Raw genomic sequence first — 17,400 nt, forward strand, 5'->3', positions numbered from 1 at the left:
TTGGCGCGGAGTGTTCGCTTCAGGAGCGCAATGTGGCCAGCAGCCGGGCCGACTCCGCGACCAGCCGCGAGCTGCCCCCGCGCCCCGCCCACTCCGCCAGCCCGGCCGTCTCCCCGGTCGCACCGCATCGCTCCGCGCACTCGGCGGCCACCGACAGAATCTCCCCGAGCCCGGGACGCGCGGTCCCCGGAGCCAGGAGACCGGGCAGGGCAGCGCCCAGGACGGACCAGACCGTGGCATGGGCGCCGGTCGCCGCGGCCGTACGGACGGCGTCGGCCAGCCGGTTCACCTTGACCTCGTCCGCGTTCACCAGGGCGGCCAGCTCCCGGCCCAGCAGCTCGCCGTCCAGATCGCCGCGGGCGGCCAGCACCAGCAGCGCGTCCACCGCGGCCAGCCGGTCCTGCGGGTGACGCGCCCCGAGGCCGTACGCCAGGCCCCGGTGCAGTGAGCGGCCCGCGGGGCCGCCGCTCTCGGCGAGCGGCGGCAGCCACCAGGACCCGCCCCGCTGATCGTCCCGCGCGCAGGCGGTCACCTGGGGCAGCAGCCATGCGGCGAGCGTCTCCCGGTCCTCCGGCAGGACAGCCGGCCAGTCGCCGTGCCGGTCCCCGATCCAGTGGTAGCACCGCGACGGGTCCGGGACGTCCGGAAGGCCCAGCCAGCGGAACGCCCGCGGGAATCCCCGCCGGACGGCCAGGCTCTGTCCCAGCCGCGTGGCCAACGTGGACCTCTCCCGTTCAGCACCGCCGTCGAGCGCGGGCAGAGACATGCCGTCCCCGGTCAGCCAGGCGGCGAGCCGGCCGGCCTCGGGGGTGCCGAGCGCCGCCGCCGCGCGCGCCGTCTCCGGGTCCTTGCCGCGCCGTACCCGTAGCAGCGCCTGCGCGAAGTCGACCGGAGCCGGGGTGGCACACAGCCGCTGGTACTCGCCCAGCCGCTCCACCAGCACATCGGGATCCAGCGCGCCCGTCTCCCGGGTCGGCGTGGCGAGCAGGAACGGCAGCGGTCGTGTGCGCACCAGATACGCGGCCTCCCACAGCCGTGCGTCGATCACCCCGTTCAGCGTGACGTGGGCGCAGGATCCCCTGCCCGCCCCTCGTGTGGTCGCGTTCCCCAGCGCCTTCGTGGACACCCTCTCCAGCACCGAAGCGGCCACCACCTCCACCCCGCTGGAGTGCCGGGAGAGCCACTGGTGTCGGTCGCGCGGCGTTCCGTCCCTCATCCACCAGCAGGTGGCCAGCGCGTCGCGCAGCCTCCCGGCCAGCGCCTCCCGGTCCCGGTAGGCGTGCCGGACCAGACCGTCCAGCACCCGTTCGAAGTCGGGCATCGTCCCGCCCGAGGTGATCAACGCCGACGTCCGCTCCACGAGCTCCGCGAGGTCCGAAGGGGACGGAGCCAGTGGAGCCGGCCGCGGTGCGGGCGGCAGGATCTCCTCGTACGGTCCGGAATCCGGCTCCGCCGGCAGCTCACCGAAGACCTCGGCGGCCCGCGCCCGGTGGACCGGGCTCAGCCGGGCCGCGGCCATGGCCAGCTCCGACCGCTGATCGTCCGTCACGGCCGGCAGATGCCGGACCACCAGCTTCAGCGCCCGCTCCTGGATGCCCCCGTCCTCGTGTCCGAACGCCTCGGCCGCCACGGGCAGCAGCTCGCCCGCGGCCCCGCCGTCCGCGCGCAGGACCTTGCCCATCAGCACCAGTTGGGCCCGCACGAGCTTCTTCTCCGGCCGGAACAGCACCGCCCCCGACAGACCGGCCAGGCTCCGCGTCGGCAGAGCGCCGGACAGCGCCAGCCGCGCGAGCACACCCTGAGCGTGCCCGGCCACCGTCGAGATGCCGTCCGACGCCAGGGCGATCCAGTCGGAGGCGCGGTCGCGCTCCTCCTCCGGGGTCAGCGCCAGCCGGTCGAGCAGCTTGAGGAAGAAGTCCAGCGCGCCGGGCTTCCCGCCGCGCAGCAGCCGCGTCACCGAGGCGTCCACCAGCAGCCGCCGCTCCACCACCCCTTCCTCGGCGAGGACGGCGAGCACCGACGGCCAGTGGTGCGGAGCGGTGGCGTCGCCGTACCGGACGAGCGGGTCGGGCAGTTCGGCCATCTCGAAGAGACGCGGAACCATGACCGACAGCTGTGGATCCTCCCGCAGCGCGGGCAGCGGCCCACCGGCGGACGGAACCGCCTCGGCCCAGCCGTGCACATACTCGTCCGTCGTCGGTACGGGACATCCCGCCAGCCGGACCAGGCCCGCGATGAACGGGTAGTCGAGCCGCGCGGTCGACGCCCGCCCCGCGAGCCGGTGCGCCACATCACCGAGCCAGCCGGGCTCGCGGTCCGCGAGCAGTCCGAGCAGCAGCTCGTACGGCAGCGGGAGACCCTCGCGCAGATCGCGGGCGCCGATCCAGGCGGCCGTCGCGGCGGCCCCCGTATGACAGCCGGCCCCGGCGACCACCAGCGCCTCCCGAATCCGTTCGCGCTCCCGCCACCGGTCCCACGGCCAGTCGCGCAGCTCCTGGCGGAGTGCCTTCAGCGCCGTCAGCGCCTCCTTGCGGTCCGCCGCCGTCAGCGGCTCGACCAGCCCGGGAACGGCACGGGCCCGGCCGGCCCGTACGGCATCGACCAGCTCGCTCATCGTGTACCGCCGGCGCTCACGACGGCCTCGCGGCGTACCATCCGGACGGCCAGGGCGTGCTTGCACGGCCCCCGCTTCCCCCGGTAGTCGGCCCACCAGCGGCAGGTGCAGCTGAGCACGCCCGCCGCCTCCCGCACCTGATAACGCCGCTCTCCCGACGCCACCGACGCCAGCTCGCCGTCGAGGACGACGGCCCCCGAGGACACCAGGGCGCGCGCCGCGACCAGCCGCGGATTGTGCCGCTCGGCGCGGTCCCCGTCGTACGGCAGCTCCCGGTGGAAGTACGCCGCGTCCGCGAGGTCGTATCCGACCCGGCCCGCCGTCCCGAGCCGGATCAGCGCGGCCCGTACCCGCTCCACCGTCAGCCCCGCCCGCCCGGCCAGCTCCGCCGGGTCGATCCGCGGCTCCCACGCCAGCAGTACGGACACCAACTCGGCGTCCTCGGCGGCCTCTTCCGTGGCCAGCGCCTCCAGTACCCCGCCCTCACCGGAGAATCCGCGCGCCGCTTCGGGCGACAGCGTGAGCGTGAGCCGCATGCCCGGCAGCACCACCTCCCAGGCGCTCGCCGTCGCGGCCCCGTCGGCCACCGGCCCGTACACCCGCAGGGCCGTCGCCTCCCGCAGCACCCGCCGCAACGCCACCAGCCGCTGCGGGCCCGGCAGACACACCGCCCCCGGCACCGGCCGGGTGGTCGGCCGCAGCGTCCTGCCCGCCGGTACGACCCACATCGCCCCGCGCGAGGCACCGCCCACGCCGCTCGGCAGCGAGCGCAGGAAACGGACGGCCTCCGCCGCGCTCAGCTCGGCCCGCGGATCGAAACCGGCCGAGACGACCTGCGCCTCGGCGAAACCGCGCAGCCACCGGTCGGGCAGCGGCACCTTCTTCTCCACCACCGCGCCGTCCAGCGTGGTGACCGCCAACTCGTCGGGCCCCACCCGCAGATGCAGCGGATCGTCACCGGTCATCCGTGACAGGGCCGCACGCAACGGATCGTTCACATCCACATTGGTCGTGCCGTGCCCGGTCTCCGCGCCGTCGAGCCCGTCCCGTCCCACATCGAGCCGCGCGTACACCCCGCAGCAGCCGGAGAACGACTCGAAACGCAGCCGGTCACCGTTGCCCGTCACCACGGGATCCAGCGACGCGCGCGACACCTGCTGGTAATACCGGGCGCCCGCCACATCCGCGACCGCGAGCAGCCCCTGGGCGGCGGCTCGCGGCGAGGACAGAAACCCGGAGAAGAAACGCGGATGCGCCTCGGTACCGGTGGGAGTGAGCCCGCCCGAGGTCTCCAGACCGAGCAGCCGTCCGCCCCGCGCACTCTCCAGGGCGGACGGACGGGAATAGGCAAGCGCCTGTACGGATCGCGTCATGGAAAAGACGTTAGATCCCGGCACTGACAACCGGCCTCGGGCGAACTCCGGCAGGGGCGGAGCCGCGGGCTCCTACTGGCCGACCCTCCCCGGCTGGAGCACCTTGGTGAACAGCACCGTCCCGCCCTCTTCCCGCAGCCGGACCGTCAGTTCACCGCTGGCGCCGTCGATGTCCACCTCGCCGAAGAGCGGCGGGGTCTCCATCGGGGAGAGGTTCTGACCCTCCGGCGCCTTGACGAAGGCCCGGTCGGGCCCGAACGTGTCGTCCAGCTTGCTGGCCGGGAACTGGCCCGCCGCGACCGGACCCGAGACGAACTCCCAGAAGGGCGCGAAGTCCTTGAAGGCGGCCCGCTCCGGCGTGTAGTGCTGCGCCGAGGTGTGGTGCACGTCCGCCGTCAGCCACAGCGTGCCGGTGATCCGGTGGTGCTTGATGTGCCGCAGCAGCTCCGCGATCTGGAGCTCCCGGCCGAGCGGAGCGCCCGGGTCGCCCTGGGCGATCGCCTCGATGTTCGCCGTACCGTCCGGCACGACCAGACCGATCGGCATGTCGGCGGCGATCACCTTCCACACCGCGCGCGACCGCGACAGCTCGCGCTTGAGCCACGCGAGCTGCTCCGCGCCGAGGATGCCGTTGGTGTCATCGGTCTGCCGGCCGGGCGAGTTGGCGTTGCGGTACGTCCGCATGTCCAGCACGAACACATCGAGCAGCGGGCCGTGGTTCACCACGCGGTGGACGCGCCGGTCCGCCCCGCGCGCGGGCTGCGCCGAGATCGGGAAGTACTCGTGGAACGCCTGCGTGGAGCGGGCCGCCAGCACGTCCACGTTCTTCTCGGTGTAGCGCACATCGTCCAGGATCTGGCCCGGGTACCAGTTGTTGCGCACCTCGTGGTCGTCCCACTGAGTGATCGACGGGACCTCGGAGTTGAACTTTCGTACGTTCGCGTCGAGCAGGTTGTACCGGAAATTCCCCCGGTACTCGGCCAGCGTCTCCGCGACCTTCGCCTTCTCCGGAGTGGTGACATTGCGCCAGACACGGCCGTCGGGCAGCGTCACGCTCGGCTCGATCACACCGTCCGCGTAGATCGTGTCACCGCTGCACAGGAAGAAGTCGGGGTGGAGCCGGCGCATCTCGTCGTACACGGTGAAGCCGCCGATGTCCGGGTTGATGCCCCAGCCCTGCCCCGCGATATCGCCCGACCACACGAACCGCACGCCCTGCCGACGCCTCGCGGGCGCCGTACGGAACGTGCCGTACACCGGCTCGCCGGTACGGCGCGGGTCGTGGGGATCGGCCAGGGTCACCCGGTAGTGCACCTGCTCGCCGGCCGGCAGTCCGCGCAGCGGGACCGTACCGGTGAAGTCGGTGCCGGGGCCGAGCAGCGGACCGTGCCAGGAACGGGCGTGGCGGAACGATTCGGTGGCCGAGGTCTCCACGATCATGCGGGCCGGCCGGTCGGACCGTACCCACACCAGCCCGGACGAGGACGTGACATCGCCGGCCTGCACACCCCAGGCGGCACGCGGCCGGCCGGACAGGGCCTGGGCGGGGACGGCGCCCGCGAGAGCGGCGGCACCGGGCAGGGCCAGCACGGCCGACGCGGCGAGCGAGCCGCGCAGCACACCGCGGCGGCCCGGGGCCACCGGGGCGTCGGCGGACGGAGCGGAAGAGGAAGAAGAGGAGGAAGAGGAGGTGGTGCGGGGGTTGTGCGACATCGATGCGTCTCCTGGGCAGATGGTGCGCCGGGGTGTCATGCCATGCCTAACGCCCGGCGGCGGCCGGAGCGCGAACCCCGGGTGAACAACCGGCCGTGCGCCCCGCCCGTCCTACCCGTCCCGGGCGGCCTCCGCCAGTAGCCGTACCCCCTCCCGGTAGGCGGGTCGACAGCGGCGCGGCGGCCGGCGGCCGGCGGCGGGATCCCGCCGCCGGAGCACGTACCGGCCGCTCGGTGGCCGTGAACGGTCCGGGCGGCGGCGCCAGAATGACCTGGACAGATGGCGTGCCCATCGGCTGGGATGGACGCGTGGCGACCGACACCGCGAGCACCGACGAATTCGAAGCGCACCGGCCCGTACTGACCGGGGTCGCCTACCGCATGCTCGGCGTGGTCGCCGACGCCGAGGACGTCGTGCAGGAGGCCTGGCTGCGCTGGAGCGCCGCCGAACGCGCCGACGTCCGCGAGCCGCGCGCCTATCTCGTACGGATCACCACGCGCCTCGCCATCGACCGGCTCCGGCAGGCGAAGTCGCGGCGCGAGACCTATGTCGGTCCCTGGCTGCCCGAACCGGTCGTCACCGACTTCGGACCCGCCGTCTCCGACACGGCCGAGCACGCCGTGCTCGCCGACTCGGTGTCCGTGGCCGTACTGGTCGTCCTCGAATCCCTCTCGCCCCTGGAGCGCGCGGTGTTCGTGCTGCGGGAGGCGTTCGGCTTCCCCTTCGGCGAGATCGCCGCCACCCTGGAACGCAGCGAGGCCGCCGTCCGGCAGCTGGCCGGCCGGGCCCGCCGCCATGTCGAGGAACGCAGGCCGCGCTACGACGTCGACCCGGCCGAACGCCGGGCTCTCACCGAACGGTTCCTCGCCGCCGCGGGCGGCGGCGATCTCGACGCGCTGCTCGCCCTGCTCGCGCCCGACGTACAACTGGTGGGCGACAGCGGCGGCAAGTCCAAGGCGCCGCTGCGGGTCATCGAGGGCGCCGACAAGGTGGGCCGGTTCCTGTTCGCCGTCTCGGGGGACGCGGTGCTGTTCGACTTCCGGATCGTGGAGTTCAACGGCGCCCCCGCGGTGCTCGCCCTCGCCGGCGGAGTACCCGATCTCGTCCTCCAACTGGAGGTCAGGGACGGCAAGGTGGGGCGCGTCTACATCGTGCGGAATCCGGACAAGCTCAGCGGAGCCGTCCTGGAGCACCCCACCGCATAAGCCCTGCTCGTCGCTCCCCGCGTCCGTCCGGCCCCGGACCCGATCCGGACGAACGGGGCCCCTGTCACGCGCGTCTCACCAGCGTACGAACGTACTGTGAACACCCTGCGTCGGGAAGTGACTTCTCTCCGTGACCGATGGAGGATTGGTCTTGACCAACGGGATGGCCCGTCCTATCGTCGCTATTTAGTGTAGGAACCTTTAATAAACAAGGGCACGGAAAACCCGCCGGAGAGACGGCGATTGCGGAGGATCAGGGTGGGGACCACGCAGCTGGAAGCAGTGCCGGAGCCTAAGTACTGGCACCTCAAGACCGTGCTCGGCGAAGCGCTCGACTCCGACTTCGCGGTGGGGGAGGTCCTGCCGAACGAGCGTGACCTCGCCGCCCGTTTCGGAGTCGCCCGCGCCACGCTCAGGCAAGCGCTCGAACAGCTGGAGCTGGAAGGCAGGCTCCAGCGCCGCCGCGGGGTCGGCACGACCGTCGCCCCGCCGCGCGTCGGCGTCGACGTCTCCACCACCCAGCACGAATGGCCGGGCACCGTAGGGGACGCCTGGCAGCCCGTCGGCTGCGCCACGGCGCCCGCGCCCGCCGCGGTGGCCAGGCTGCTGGAGACGGCCGCCGACGAAGAGGTCCACACCGTCCGCCGGGTCCGCTCCACGCACGGTCAGTCCGTCGCGGCGGAGCTGCTCTACGTACCCGCCTCGTCGGTGCCCGAGCTGTCGGCCATCGACGTGCCCGAGGGCCCGGCGCGCGCCCGCTCCGTCCTGCGCGAGCTCCAGCGCCTCGGTCTCGACGGCCAGGACCGCGCCGTGGAACTGGGCTCCGCGCGCGCCGACGACGCCCGGGAGCTGGACCGGCTGCCCGGCGCTCCCGTCCTCGTCGTCACGACGCGCTATGTCGTGGCGGGCCGTACCGCCGCCGTGTCGGTGGCCACGTACCGCGCCGACACCTGCCGTCTCACCTTCGGGGACTCCGGCGACCTGGAGATCAGCGAGGAGCCGCAGGAGCGCCGCGCGTCCTGAGACGCGTTCGCCTCGTCCGGTCCGTACGGCCCGTCGCTCAGCGGCGGGCCGTCACCGTTCCCTCCACCGCGAACAGCTGCTCCTCGACATGGTCGAGGGCCAGCCGCAGCGCACCCGTGGCCACCGCCGCCTCGCCGAGCAGCGAGAGCGCGACGCGCGGCGGGCGCAGACAGAAGCGGGAGAGTTCGTCGCGCAGCGGGTCCAGTACGCCGTCGAGCCCGGCGGCCCAGCCGCCGACCACCACCACCTCCGGATCCAGCGCCAGCACCAGCGCCGCCACATCGTGCACCAGCCGCTGGGTGAACCGCTCGACGGCCTCCTGCGCCCGGACGTCCCCGCCCTTGGCATCGGCGAAGACCTTCGCCACCGCCTGCTCGTCGAGCGGGTGCAGCGGCTCGTCCGTCGTCGACAGCAGTGTCTCCGGCGTCTCGCCGCGCCCCAGCAGATGCAGCGCGCCGATCTCGCCCGCGGCCCCGCCGAAGCCGCGGTGCAGCCGCCCGCCGATCAGGGCGCCCGCCCCGGGGCTGAGCCCGGCCAGGACGAAGACGATGTCGTCGGAGTCGATGGCCGCGCCCTTCCACTGCTCGGCCACGGCCGCCGCGTTGGCGTCGTTCTCCACCAGCACCGGACAGCGGAACGAGCGCCGCAGCCGCTCGCCGAGCGGCAGCCCCGTCCACTGCGGCAGCGCGGTGCCGAGCCGTACCGTCCCGTCCGCCTCCACGATGCCGGGGCTGCCGACGCCGACCGCGCGCAGCGCGCCGCGTGACACGCCCGTGCGGCGCAGCACATCGGTGACGACCTGCCGTACGCGTTCGAGGCGCTCGTCCGCGTCGGCCGTCTCCGAGACCACACGCGAGCCGGCGCCGATGATCCGGCCGTCCAGTCCGGAGATCAGCGCGGCCACGCGGTGCGGCCCGATCTCGATGCCCAGCAGATACCCGGCCTCGACCCGGAACCGGAACCGGCGCGCCGGGCGGCCCTGCTTACGGGTCCCGCCCTCCGCCGGCGCGGACTCCATGACCAGGCCTGTTTCGATCAGACCCTCCACCACGCCCTCGACCGTCGGCCGGGAGAGCCCCGTGATCCGCGTCAGATCCGTCAGCGTGAGATCACCGGCGTCGCGCAGGGAGTGCAGCACCACCGCGGAGTTGATCCGCCGCAGGAGCGAAGGGTCTCCACCGGTCAGCCGCCCCACGGTGTGTCCTCCCAGCTCGTGCGCGTGTAGGCGGATGGTACTCGGTGGCCGCCGGTGCTGCGAGTGGCGCGTGCCACCGCGGGCGTCGTGAACTGAACGGGGTGGGGCGGGCCGGTGGCCGTACGGCCACCTGACGGGCAGCCACATGTCAGTGCGTGAAGGTTTACTGGACGCATGACCACCGCACAGCAACTCGCCGTCATCGAGCTGCTGCGTGTCCGCGCCTTCCCCGCGGAGCGCGGCACCACCGAGGTGGGCAGCAGCGGTCCCGGCTACCACCTCGCCGATCTGTTCCGGGGGGACGGTGTGGCGGACGCGGATCAGCACGGTGCGGAGCACACCGCGCTGACCGGCATTCTCACCGCCCGGTTCGGTGAGCCGTACTACATCAGCCTGTGGAGCGTGCGGACCCGCGTCAGTGAGGGTGAGCAGATACCGGACCCCTGGTGCGAGTTGAGCGGCTCCTTCGCCTGGCTCCACCTGTGGCGGTGGGAGGGCCGCTGGCTCGCGCTGGGCGCGGCGGGGGAGGAAGGGGCGGCGGGGGAGACGGGCGCGGACGGTGAGGCCGGGGAGCGGCCGTTCCGTATCGTCGTGGCCGTCACCGAGACGGATCCGCCGTAGACGATCGTGCCGGGCCGTTCACCGGGGCTCGACGGGCACCTCAAGGGCCGGGCGGCGCAGTGCCCTCGGGAGGACGAACCACAGGCCGGCGAAGAGGATGAGGGTGACGGCCGTGACCGTGACGGCGGCGGTCAGGCCGAGGACGACATCCATGAGCAGGAGAACAACGCCGTTGAGGGCGAGGGCGAGGAAGACCAGCCCGACTTCGGCGAACCGCGCGGACACGGCGACGATCCGGATCTTGGCGCCCCGGTGGAACAGACCGCGGTGCAGTGCGACCGGAGTCGCGAGCACGGCCGAGGAGACCACCGTGAGCAGCAACGTCACCACATACGTGCCGCGTTCGAAGGTGTCGAGGCGCAGAAACCGGTCGGTGAAGGCCACGCCGAGAAGAAAGGCGAAGACGATCTGCACGCCGGTCTGCACGACCCTCAGTTCCTGGAGGAGTTCGAGCAGGTTGCGGTCGGCGCGCTCCGCGGGCGTCTCCCAGCTCAACGGAGACGGAGGGCCGCCCGGCGAGATATGAGCCATGCGTCTCATTGTTCTCCTGCCGCCCGGCCACTTCACGCGGCGCACCGCATCGCGTCCGAACGGGCCAAGCACTGTCGGACCATGCCCTTCGACGTCCGCTACGAGGCCGCGGCCGTCCGCAGTCGCGCGAACTCCTCCGCCATCGTCTCCGCCGTCCAGTGCGCGTTCAGCCCGCTCGGGTTGGGCAGTGCCCAGATCCTCGTGTCGCCTATCGTCCGCTCCTGCGGTCCGATCCGTGCCTTCTTGTCGTCGAAGGCGGTCCGGTACGCCGTGATGCCCACCACCGCCAGCCAGCCCGGCCGCAGCCGCTCCACCTTGGCCGTGAGGATCCGGCCGCCCTCGCGGAACTCCTCGGCGGTCAGCTCGTCGGCCCGCGCCGTCGCCCGCGCCGCCACGTTCGTGATGCCCAGGCCGTACGTCAGCAGCTCGTTCTGCTCGGCGGGCAGCAGCCGGCGCGGGGTGAAGCCGGACAGGTGCAGTACCGGCCAGAACCGGTTGCCGGGGCGGGCGAAGTGGTGGCCGGTGGCCGCGGACATCAGGCCCGGGTTGATGCCGCAGAACAGCACACGCAGCCCGCCCGCGACCACGTCGGGGATGACGCGGTCGCGGGCGGCTTCGAGTTCCTCGGGCCTCATCCGGAGATCACAGGCCGGGGATCACAGGTCGGCGGGTCACAGTCCGGCGGGTCACAGTCCGGCGGTCACAGGATCGAGCCCGGCGTGTAGCCCGCGGCCTCCGGGTGGCGCTTCACGATCTCCTCGACGCGGGACACCACCGTCGCGATCTGGTCCTCCGCCGCCCCCGTGAAGGAGAGCTTGTCCGCCATCAGCGCGTCCAGTGCGGCCCGGTCGAGCGGCATACGGTCGTCCGCGGCCAGCCGGTCGAGAAGCTCGTTGCGTTCGGCGCCCTGTTCGCGCATGGCGAGGGCCGAGGCCACGGCGTGCTCCTTGATGACCTCGTGCGCCGCCTCGCGGCCCACCCCGGCCCGTACCGCGCCCATCAGCACCTTGGTCGTGGCCAGGAACGGCAGATAGCGGTCCAGCTCGCGCGCCACGACCGCGGGGAACGCGCCGAACTCGTCGAGGACCGTCAGGAAGGTCTCCAGCAGCCCGTCGAACGCGAAGAACGCGTCGGGCAGCGCCACCCGGCGGACCACCGAGCAGGAGACATCGCCCTCGTTCCACTGGTCGCCCGCCAGCTCGCCGGTCATCGACGCGTAGCCGCGCAGGATCACCATGAGGCCGTTGACCCGCTCGCAGGAGCGCGTGTTCATCTTGTGGGGCATCGCCGAGGAGCCGACCTGGCCGGGCTTGAAGCCCTCGGTCACCAGCTCGTGCCCGGCCATCAGCCGGATGGTCTTGGCGACCGACGACGGCGCCGCCGCCAGCTGCACCAGCGCGGTCACCACGTCGTAGTCGAGCGAGCGCGGATACACCTGGCCGACCGAGGTGAAGGCCTGGGCGAAGCCGAGGTGTCCGGCGATGCGGCGCTCCAGCTCGGCCAGCTTCGCGGTGTCGCCGCCCAGCAGGTCGAGCATGTCCTGCGCGGTGCCGACCGGGCCCTTGATCCCGCGCAGCGGGTAGCGGCCGAGGAGGTCGTCCAGGCGTCCGTACGCGACGAGCAGTTCGTCCGCGGCCGTCGCGAACCGTTTGCCGAGCGTGGTGGCCTGCGCGGCGACGTTGTGCGAGCGGCCGGCCATGACCAGCTCCCCGTACTCGCCCGCGAGCTTGCCGAGACGGGCCAGCACCGCGACCGTACGGTCCCGCGTCAGCTCCAGGGACAGCCGGATCTGGAGCTGTTCGACGTTCTCCGTCAGATCGCGGGACGTCATCCCCTTGTGCACCTGCTCATGGCCGGCGAGCGCGTTGAACTCCTCGATCCGTGCCTTCACATCGTGCCGGGTGACCTTCTCGCGCTCGGCGATCGACGCCAGATCGACCTGGTCGAGGACGCGCTCGTAGTCGGCGAGCGCGGACTCCGGGACCTCGATCCCGAGGTCCCGCTGGGCCCGCAGTACGGCGAGCCAGAGCTGACGCTCCAGCTTCACCTTCTGCTCGGGGGACCACAGCACGGCCAGCTCCGTCGAGGCGTAGCGGCCGGCAAGGACATTGGGGATACGAGGCTTGGCAGTCACGTGAAGGGATTCTATAGGCGCTTTGTGCAGGCCAGCGCCGCGGGCGTTTTTGTGGCTTGCTACGAGAGTCGCCGGCCGGGGCCGGGCCGGGGCGGGCGCCGGGGCCGGACAGGACCTTGGATCAGGCGTCGGGATCGGGTACCGGTGCGGCGGCGGACGCCGGTGTCTCGTACGGCAGCAGCTCCGGCCGCTTCGCGGGCCGCCCGTCCCCCGACGAGCGTCCCGTTACCCGGCGCATGATCCACGGCCCGAGATGCTGCCGGGCGAACCGGAGGTCGCTCGTCCGCCGCGCGGGCCATCCCGCGGGCACGGCCTGCGGCAGCTCCGCGCGCCAGTCGTCCTCGGCGTCCAGCCCCAGCGTCTGCCAGACGGCCTCGGCGACCCGGCGGTGGCCCTCGCCGGTGAGATGCAGCCGGTCCACGTCCCACAGCCGCTGATCACCGAGGGCCGGAACCCCGTACAGGTCGACGACGAGCGCGCCGTGGCGGGCGGCCAGTTCGTCCACGAAGGAGAACAGCTCCTCCATCCGCGGCCGGAATCGCTCCATCACCGGACCGTTGCGGCCGGGGCTGCGCATCAGCACCAGCTGCCCGCAGGCCGGGGCGAGCCGTTCCACCGCCTCGGCGAGCAGTCCGCGCACCCGCCCCATGTCGACCTTCGGCCGCAGGGTGTCGTTGAGTCCGCCGACCAGCGTCACCAGGTCCGGTTTCATCGCGGCGGCGACATCCACCTGTTCCCCGACGATCTGGCCGATGAGCTTTCCGCGTACGGCGAGATTCGCGTACCGGAATCCGGGCGTACGGGCCGCGAGCCGGGCCGCGAGCAGATCCGCCCAGCCGCGGTACGAGCCGTCGGGGAGGACGTCGGACATGCCCTCGGTGAAGGAGTCACCGATCGCAACGAAACTGGTGTAGTTGGCATTCATCTCCATGGCGGAGCGATCGTACCGCTCGGTATGCACCGCGTTTCAAGGGGTCCCGGCGGGACCGCGAGGGGTCGCGCCGGGACCCTGAAGACAGGGCCCACGAGCCACCCCTACGCGTGCCTGCCGACCAGCTCGCGCAGTACGTCCTCCATCGTCACCAGCCCTTCCAGCCTGCCCTCCTCGTCCTCGACGGCGGCCAGATGCGTACGGCTGCGGCGCATCGCCGTCAGTACGTCGTCCATCGGCGTCGTGGCCCGTACCCGCGCGATCGCCCGCATCCCCCGGACGGCGAACGGCTCGTCGCGCGGTGCGGCGTCCAGCGCGTCCTTCACATGGAGATAGCCGAGGATCCGGCGCGCGGTGTCCACCACCGGGAAGCGCGAGAATCCCGTCTCCACCGCCAGGCGCTCCAGCCCCTCCGGAGTGATGCCGAGCCGCGCGGTGACCACCCGCTCCAGGGGCATCACCACATCGCGCACCGGCCGGCGTCCCAGCTCCAGCGCGTCGTGCAGCCGCTCGGCCTCGCGGTCGTCCAGCAGCCCCGCGTGGCCCGCGTCCGTGACCAGCCGGGCCAGCTCGTCGTCGGAGAAGGTGGCGCTCACCTCGTCCCTCGTCTCCACCCGGAGCAGTCGCAGCAGAGCGTTGGCGAAGGCGTTGACCGTGAAGATCACCGGGCGCAGCCCCCGCGCCAGCGCGACCAGCGGCGGGCCGAGCAGCAGCGCCGCCCGCACGGGACCGGCCAGGGCGACGTTCTTCGGCACCATCTCGCCCATCAGCATGTGCAGATACGTGGCCACGGTGAGCGCGATCACGAACGAGATCGGATGCACCAGACCGTGCGGCACCCCCACCGCGTCGAAGAGCGGCTCCAGCAGATGCGCGATGGCGGGCTCGGCGACGATACCGAGCACCAGCGTGCACAGCGTGATGCCCAGCTGCGCCGCCGCCAGCAGCGCCGACACATGCTCCAGGCCCCAGATGACGCTGTGCGCCCGCCGGTTGCCGGCCTCCGCCTCCGGCTCGACCTGGCTGCGGCGTACGGAGATCAGGGCGAACTCGGACGCGACGAAGAAGGCGTTGACGACCAGCGTCAGCAGACCGATGAACAACTGGAGCGCGGTGATCATGCCTCCTCCTCGCTGTCCCCACCGGCCGCGCCGGGCGGCGCGCGCAGCAGCAGCCGGGCCGCGCGCCGGCCCGTGGCGTCCACGACCTCCAGATCCCAGCCGTCCAGTGCGAGGCGGTCGCCCTCGGCGGGGATACGGCCCAGCTCCGTGGCGACCAGACCGGCGAGCGTCTCGTACGGCCCCTCCGGCATCCGCAGCCCGACGGCCCTCAGCTGGTCGGCCCGCGCGGCGCCGTCCGCCGACCAGAGTCCATGCCCCTCCGCGTCCTCGCCCAGCAGCGCCAGCCCGGGGGTCTCCTGCGGATCGTGTTCGTCGCGCACCTCGCCGACGACCTCCTCGACGATGTCCTCCAGCGTCACCACGCCCGCCGTCCCGCCGTACTCGTCGATGACGACGGCCATCGTGGCGCCGCCCGACAACCGGTCGAGCAACTGGTCCACCGTCAGGCTCTCCGGCACCAGCAGCGGGTCCCGCAGCAGGCCGGACACCGGCTGCCGGGTCCGCCGCTCGGCGGGGACCGCCAGTACGTCCTTGATGTGCGCGGTGCCGACGACGGTGTCGAGGCTGCCCCGGTAGACCGGAAAGCGCGACAGGCCGGTGGCGCGGCTGGCGTTGGCGACGTCCTGCGCGGTGGCGCGCACGTCGAGGGCCATCACCTGCACCCGTGGGGTCATCACGTTCTCGGCGGTCAGCGCGGACAGGCTGAGCGTCCGTACGAACAGCTCGGCGGTGTCCGCCTCCAGCGCGCCCTCCTTCGCGGAGTGCCGCGCCAGGGCGGCCAGCTCCTGCGGGCCGCGGGCGGAGGCCAGCTCCTCGGTGGGTTCGAGGCCGAGGCCGCGCACGATCCGGTTCGCGGTGTTGTTGAGATGGCCGATGAACGGACGGAAGACCGCGGTGAAGTACCGCTGGGGGGTGGCCACCACCTTGGCGACGGCCAGCGGCGAGGAGATCGCCCAGTTCTTCGGGACCAGCTCGCCGACGACCATCAGGAACAGGGTCGACAGGGCCGTACCGATCACCAGCGCCACCGAGGAGGCGACGGAGGGGGACAGCCCCACGGCCTCGACCGGTCCGCGGATCAGCCGGGCGATGGACCGCTCGGAGAGCATGCCCACGACCAGATTGGTCACGGTGATCCCGAGCTGGGCGCCGGAGAGCTGGAAGGTGAGGCTCCGTACGGCCTTCAGCGCCCCCGCCGCGCCCCGTTCCCCGCGCTCGGCCGCCCGCTCCAGCTCACCGCGCTCGACGGTGGTGAGGGAGAATTCCGCCGCCACGAAGGCCCCGCAGGCGAGCGACAGCAGCACCGCCACGACGAGCGGAAGCACATCGGTCATCGATTCACCTCCGTCTCATGATCCGTCAGCGGGGGGAGGACCGCGCGATGTCGGCCGTCCGGCGTCGTCCGCGCGGTGCGGCGCGCCCGCGGTGCCGGACGGATCAGCCGCCCCCCAGCGGCTTCACCCAGCGGGTCCACTGCGGCTGAGGGCCGTAGCCGGACGCCCGCCAGGCGTGGTGCGCCCGTTCGTTGCCGTCCAGCACCATCGCGTCGCCACGCCGCCCGCCCAGCCGCACGAAGCGCTCCTCCGCCGCCGTCAGCAGTGCCGTGCCGATGCCCAGACGCCGCTGGTCCGGATGGACCGCGAGCCGGTAGAGATGACAGCGCCAGCCGTCGAAGCCCGCGATCACCGTGCCCACGATCACCGTGCCCGCCCTCGCGCCCGCCCACGCACCGTCCCGGTCCGCGGGGATCCGCTCCGCGGGGAGCCGTTCCGCGAGGATCAGGGACTCGGGGTCGCGGGCCACGAGCCGCTCCACGCCGTCGCGGTCGTCCGTGATGCTGGTGCCCTCCGCGGCGTCCTTCCAGAAGGACAGCACCGCGTCGAGGTCGGCCGGCGTGGCGGCCCGTATCCGGAAATCGTTCATACGGCGATCCCATCACCGTCCGGACAGGCGGGTCGAACGGATTCCACTCCGTGGTCAGCTGCCGCTCAGCTCCTCGATCACCGGACCGAGCGCCTCCATGAAGGGGTCGAGGACGGAGAAAAAGCTGAAGCCGAGGTGTTCGCGCAGCCCCCGCAGCTGGTCGGCGATCTGCCGCACGGTACCGACCGCGATCAGCGGCAGATCCAGCAGCTCGTCCTCGGTCAGCCCCGGTGCTATCGCCGGCAGGTCCCGGACCGCCGCCCCGCGGTCCGGGGTGACGGCGACGTACTGGAGCAGCAGATTCAGCTCGGCGGGGACCGCCCGCCCGGCCTCGAAACCCCGGTACGCCTCGACGCGCTCGGCCAGCTCCCGGGCGGCGAGCGGCCGCATACTGCCCACGTTGGTGGCCCGGCCCCCGGTGAACGCGGCGATCTCGGCGCGCTCGGCGGCCAGCCGCAGCATCCGGTCGCCGTTCCCGCCGATCAGCAGGGGCGGCCGGGGCCGCTGTACGGGCCGGGGCAGCTCCGTCTCGTCGCAGAGCAGCCGGTCCAGCTCCGCGACCGTACGGATCAGATGACCGACCCGCTCGCCGGGCGGAAGGAACTCCAGACCGGCCCGCTCGTGCTCCTCCCGCACATAACCGGTGCCGAGCCCGACCTCGAGACGGCCCCCGGTCAGGGCGTCCGTGGTCGCGATCTCCCGGGCGAGCAGCGCCGGGTTCCAGAAGGCGGTGTTGAGTACGAAGGTGCCGAGCCGGGGCCGCTGGGTCACCGCCGCCGCGGCCACCAGCGCCGGGAACGGAGCGACCATCCCCAGATGGTCCGGCACCTGGATCACGTCGTAGCCGAGCGACTCCGCCCGTACGCACCGTGCGCGCCAGGCGTCGCCGACATCGGGCGTCGTCATGTTCACACCGAACCGGAAAGGGCGTGTCATGGTCATGGAGCCGACCCTAGGCGCCCCACCGCCACCGGGGGTAGTACGCCGCCACCGGGGGAGGGGGCGCGCCCTGGCCG

15 protein-coding genes are annotated in these 17,400 nt (G+C 72.8%); 3 read left to right on the forward strand and 12 right to left on the reverse strand.

Going from position 1 to position 17,400, the window contains the following annotated elements:
- Window positions 1-19: 19 nt before the first annotated feature.
- From CU044_RS15670 to CU044_RS15680, 3 genes are all read right to left on the reverse strand, one after another.
- Complete coding sequence (locus CU044_RS15670) at window positions 20-2,614, reverse strand: DUF6493 family protein (protein WP_129769199.1); 2,595 nt, start codon at window positions 2,612-2,614, stop codon at window positions 20-22.
- Complete coding sequence (locus CU044_RS15675) at window positions 2,611-3,987, reverse strand: SWIM zinc finger family protein (RefSeq protein WP_129769200.1); 1,377 nt, start codon at window positions 3,985-3,987, stop codon at window positions 2,611-2,613. The genes CU044_RS15670 and CU044_RS15675 overlap by 4 nt, the downstream gene beginning before the upstream one ends.
- A 72-nt stretch (window positions 3,988-4,059) precedes the next feature.
- Window positions 4,060-5,628, reverse strand: a complete 1,569-nt coding sequence (locus CU044_RS15680; protein WP_240045636.1) for an alkaline phosphatase D family protein — start codon at window positions 5,626-5,628, stop codon at window positions 4,060-4,062.
- Window positions 5,629-6,008: 380 nt separating this feature from the next.
- Between CU044_RS15680 and sigJ the strand changes: the two genes are divergently transcribed.
- Together sigJ and CU044_RS15690 are read left to right on the forward strand one after the other, a co-directional pair.
- Window positions 6,009-6,905 carry an RNA polymerase sigma factor SigJ gene (gene sigJ, locus CU044_RS15685; protein WP_129769202.1) on the forward strand — a complete coding sequence of 299 codons (897 nt, stop codon included), beginning with the start codon at window positions 6,009-6,011 and terminating at the stop codon, window positions 6,903-6,905.
- Window positions 6,906-7,163: 258 nt separating this feature from the next.
- Window positions 7,164-7,928: a GntR family transcriptional regulator gene (locus CU044_RS15690; protein ID WP_129769203.1), complete on the forward strand. Its 765-nt coding sequence runs from the start codon at window positions 7,164-7,166 to the stop codon at window positions 7,926-7,928.
- A gap of 37 nt (window positions 7,929-7,965) precedes the next feature.
- Here CU044_RS15690 and CU044_RS15695 read toward each other — a convergent pair whose 3' ends face one another.
- Window positions 7,966-9,123, reverse strand: a complete 1,158-nt coding sequence (locus CU044_RS15695; protein WP_129769204.1) for an ROK family transcriptional regulator — start codon at window positions 9,121-9,123, stop codon at window positions 7,966-7,968.
- Between the two features lie 174 nt (window positions 9,124-9,297).
- Between CU044_RS15695 and CU044_RS15700 the strand changes: the two genes are divergently transcribed.
- On the forward strand, window positions 9,298-9,744 hold the full coding sequence (locus CU044_RS15700) for a hypothetical protein (RefSeq protein ID WP_129769205.1): 447 nt from the start codon (window positions 9,298-9,300) through the stop codon (window positions 9,742-9,744).
- Between the two features lie 18 nt (window positions 9,745-9,762).
- Here the strand turns inward: CU044_RS15700 and CU044_RS15705 are convergent, their stop codons facing one another.
- The 8 genes from CU044_RS15705 to CU044_RS15740 form a co-directional block, all read right to left on the reverse strand.
- On the reverse strand, window positions 9,763-10,275 hold the full coding sequence (locus tag CU044_RS15705; protein ID WP_129769206.1) for a DUF6328 family protein: 513 nt from the start codon (window positions 10,273-10,275) through the stop codon (window positions 9,763-9,765).
- A 98-nt stretch (window positions 10,276-10,373) separates the two neighbouring features.
- Window positions 10,374-10,910, reverse strand: a complete 537-nt coding sequence (gene mug / locus CU044_RS15710; RefSeq protein ID WP_129769207.1) for a G/U mismatch-specific DNA glycosylase — start codon at window positions 10,908-10,910, stop codon at window positions 10,374-10,376.
- A gap of 65 nt (window positions 10,911-10,975) precedes the next feature.
- Window positions 10,976-12,409: an adenylosuccinate lyase gene (gene purB, locus CU044_RS15715; protein ID WP_129769208.1), complete on the reverse strand. Its 1,434-nt coding sequence runs from the start codon at window positions 12,407-12,409 to the stop codon at window positions 10,976-10,978.
- A 121-nt stretch (window positions 12,410-12,530) separates the two neighbouring features.
- Window positions 12,531-13,340: an SGNH/GDSL hydrolase family protein gene (locus CU044_RS15720; protein ID WP_129769209.1), complete on the reverse strand. Its 810-nt coding sequence runs from the start codon at window positions 13,338-13,340 to the stop codon at window positions 12,531-12,533.
- Between the two features lie 104 nt (window positions 13,341-13,444).
- Window positions 13,445-14,458, reverse strand: a complete 1,014-nt coding sequence (locus CU044_RS15725; protein ID WP_129769321.1) for a hemolysin family protein — start codon at window positions 14,456-14,458, stop codon at window positions 13,445-13,447.
- Window positions 14,458-15,795, reverse strand: a complete 1,338-nt coding sequence (locus tag CU044_RS15730; RefSeq protein ID WP_129769210.1) for a hemolysin family protein — start codon at window positions 15,793-15,795, stop codon at window positions 14,458-14,460. The genes CU044_RS15725 and CU044_RS15730 overlap by 1 nt, the downstream gene beginning before the upstream one ends.
- A 103-nt stretch (window positions 15,796-15,898) precedes the next feature.
- Window positions 15,899-16,384 (reverse strand): GNAT family N-acetyltransferase, encoded by a 486-nt coding sequence (locus tag CU044_RS15735; RefSeq protein ID WP_129769211.1) that lies wholly within the window; start codon window positions 16,382-16,384, stop codon window positions 15,899-15,901.
- Window positions 16,385-16,438: 54 nt separating this feature from the next.
- Entirely contained in the window at window positions 16,439-17,320 is an 882-nt protein-coding gene (locus CU044_RS15740) for a TIGR03621 family F420-dependent LLM class oxidoreductase (RefSeq protein ID WP_129769322.1), read from the reverse strand.
- Window positions 17,321-17,400: the final 80 nt, after the last annotated feature.

The organism is Streptomyces sp. L-9-10, assembly GCF_004151105.1.
GTDB lineage: Bacteria > Actinomycetota > Actinomycetes > Streptomycetales > Streptomycetaceae > Streptomyces.

What these genes read in the sequence shown, in the direction of transcription:
- CU044_RS15670 (WP_129769199.1), bottom strand. Translation starts at nt 2,614, where the DNA reads ATGAGCGAGCTGGTCGATGCCGTACGGGCCGGCCGGGCCCGTGCCGTT.
- CU044_RS15675 (WP_129769200.1), bottom strand. Translation starts at nt 3,987, where the DNA reads ATGACGCGATCCGTACAGGCGCTTGCCTATTCCCGTCCGTCCGCCCTG.
- CU044_RS15700 (WP_129769205.1), top strand. Translation starts at nt 9,298, where the DNA reads ATGACCACCGCACAGCAACTCGCCGTCATCGAGCTGCTGCGTGTCCGC.
- CU044_RS15705 (WP_129769206.1), bottom strand. Translation starts at nt 10,275, where the DNA reads ATGGCTCATATCTCGCCGGGCGGCCCTCCGTCTCCGTTGAGCTGGGAG.
- mug (WP_129769207.1), bottom strand. Translation starts at nt 10,910, where the DNA reads ATGAGGCCCGAGGAACTCGAAGCCGCCCGCGACCGCGTCATCCCCGAC.
- CU044_RS15720 (WP_129769209.1), bottom strand. Translation starts at nt 13,340, where the DNA reads ATGGAGATGAATGCCAACTACACCAGTTTCGTTGCGATCGGTGACTCC.
- CU044_RS15730 (WP_129769210.1), bottom strand. Translation starts at nt 15,795, where the DNA reads ATGACCGATGTGCTTCCGCTCGTCGTGGCGGTGCTGCTGTCGCTCGCC.
- CU044_RS15735 (WP_129769211.1), bottom strand. Translation starts at nt 16,384, where the DNA reads ATGAACGATTTCCGGATACGGGCCGCCACGCCGGCCGACCTCGACGCG.
- CU044_RS15740 (WP_129769322.1), bottom strand. Translation starts at nt 17,320, where the DNA reads ATGACACGCCCTTTCCGGTTCGGTGTGAACATGACGACGCCCGATGTC.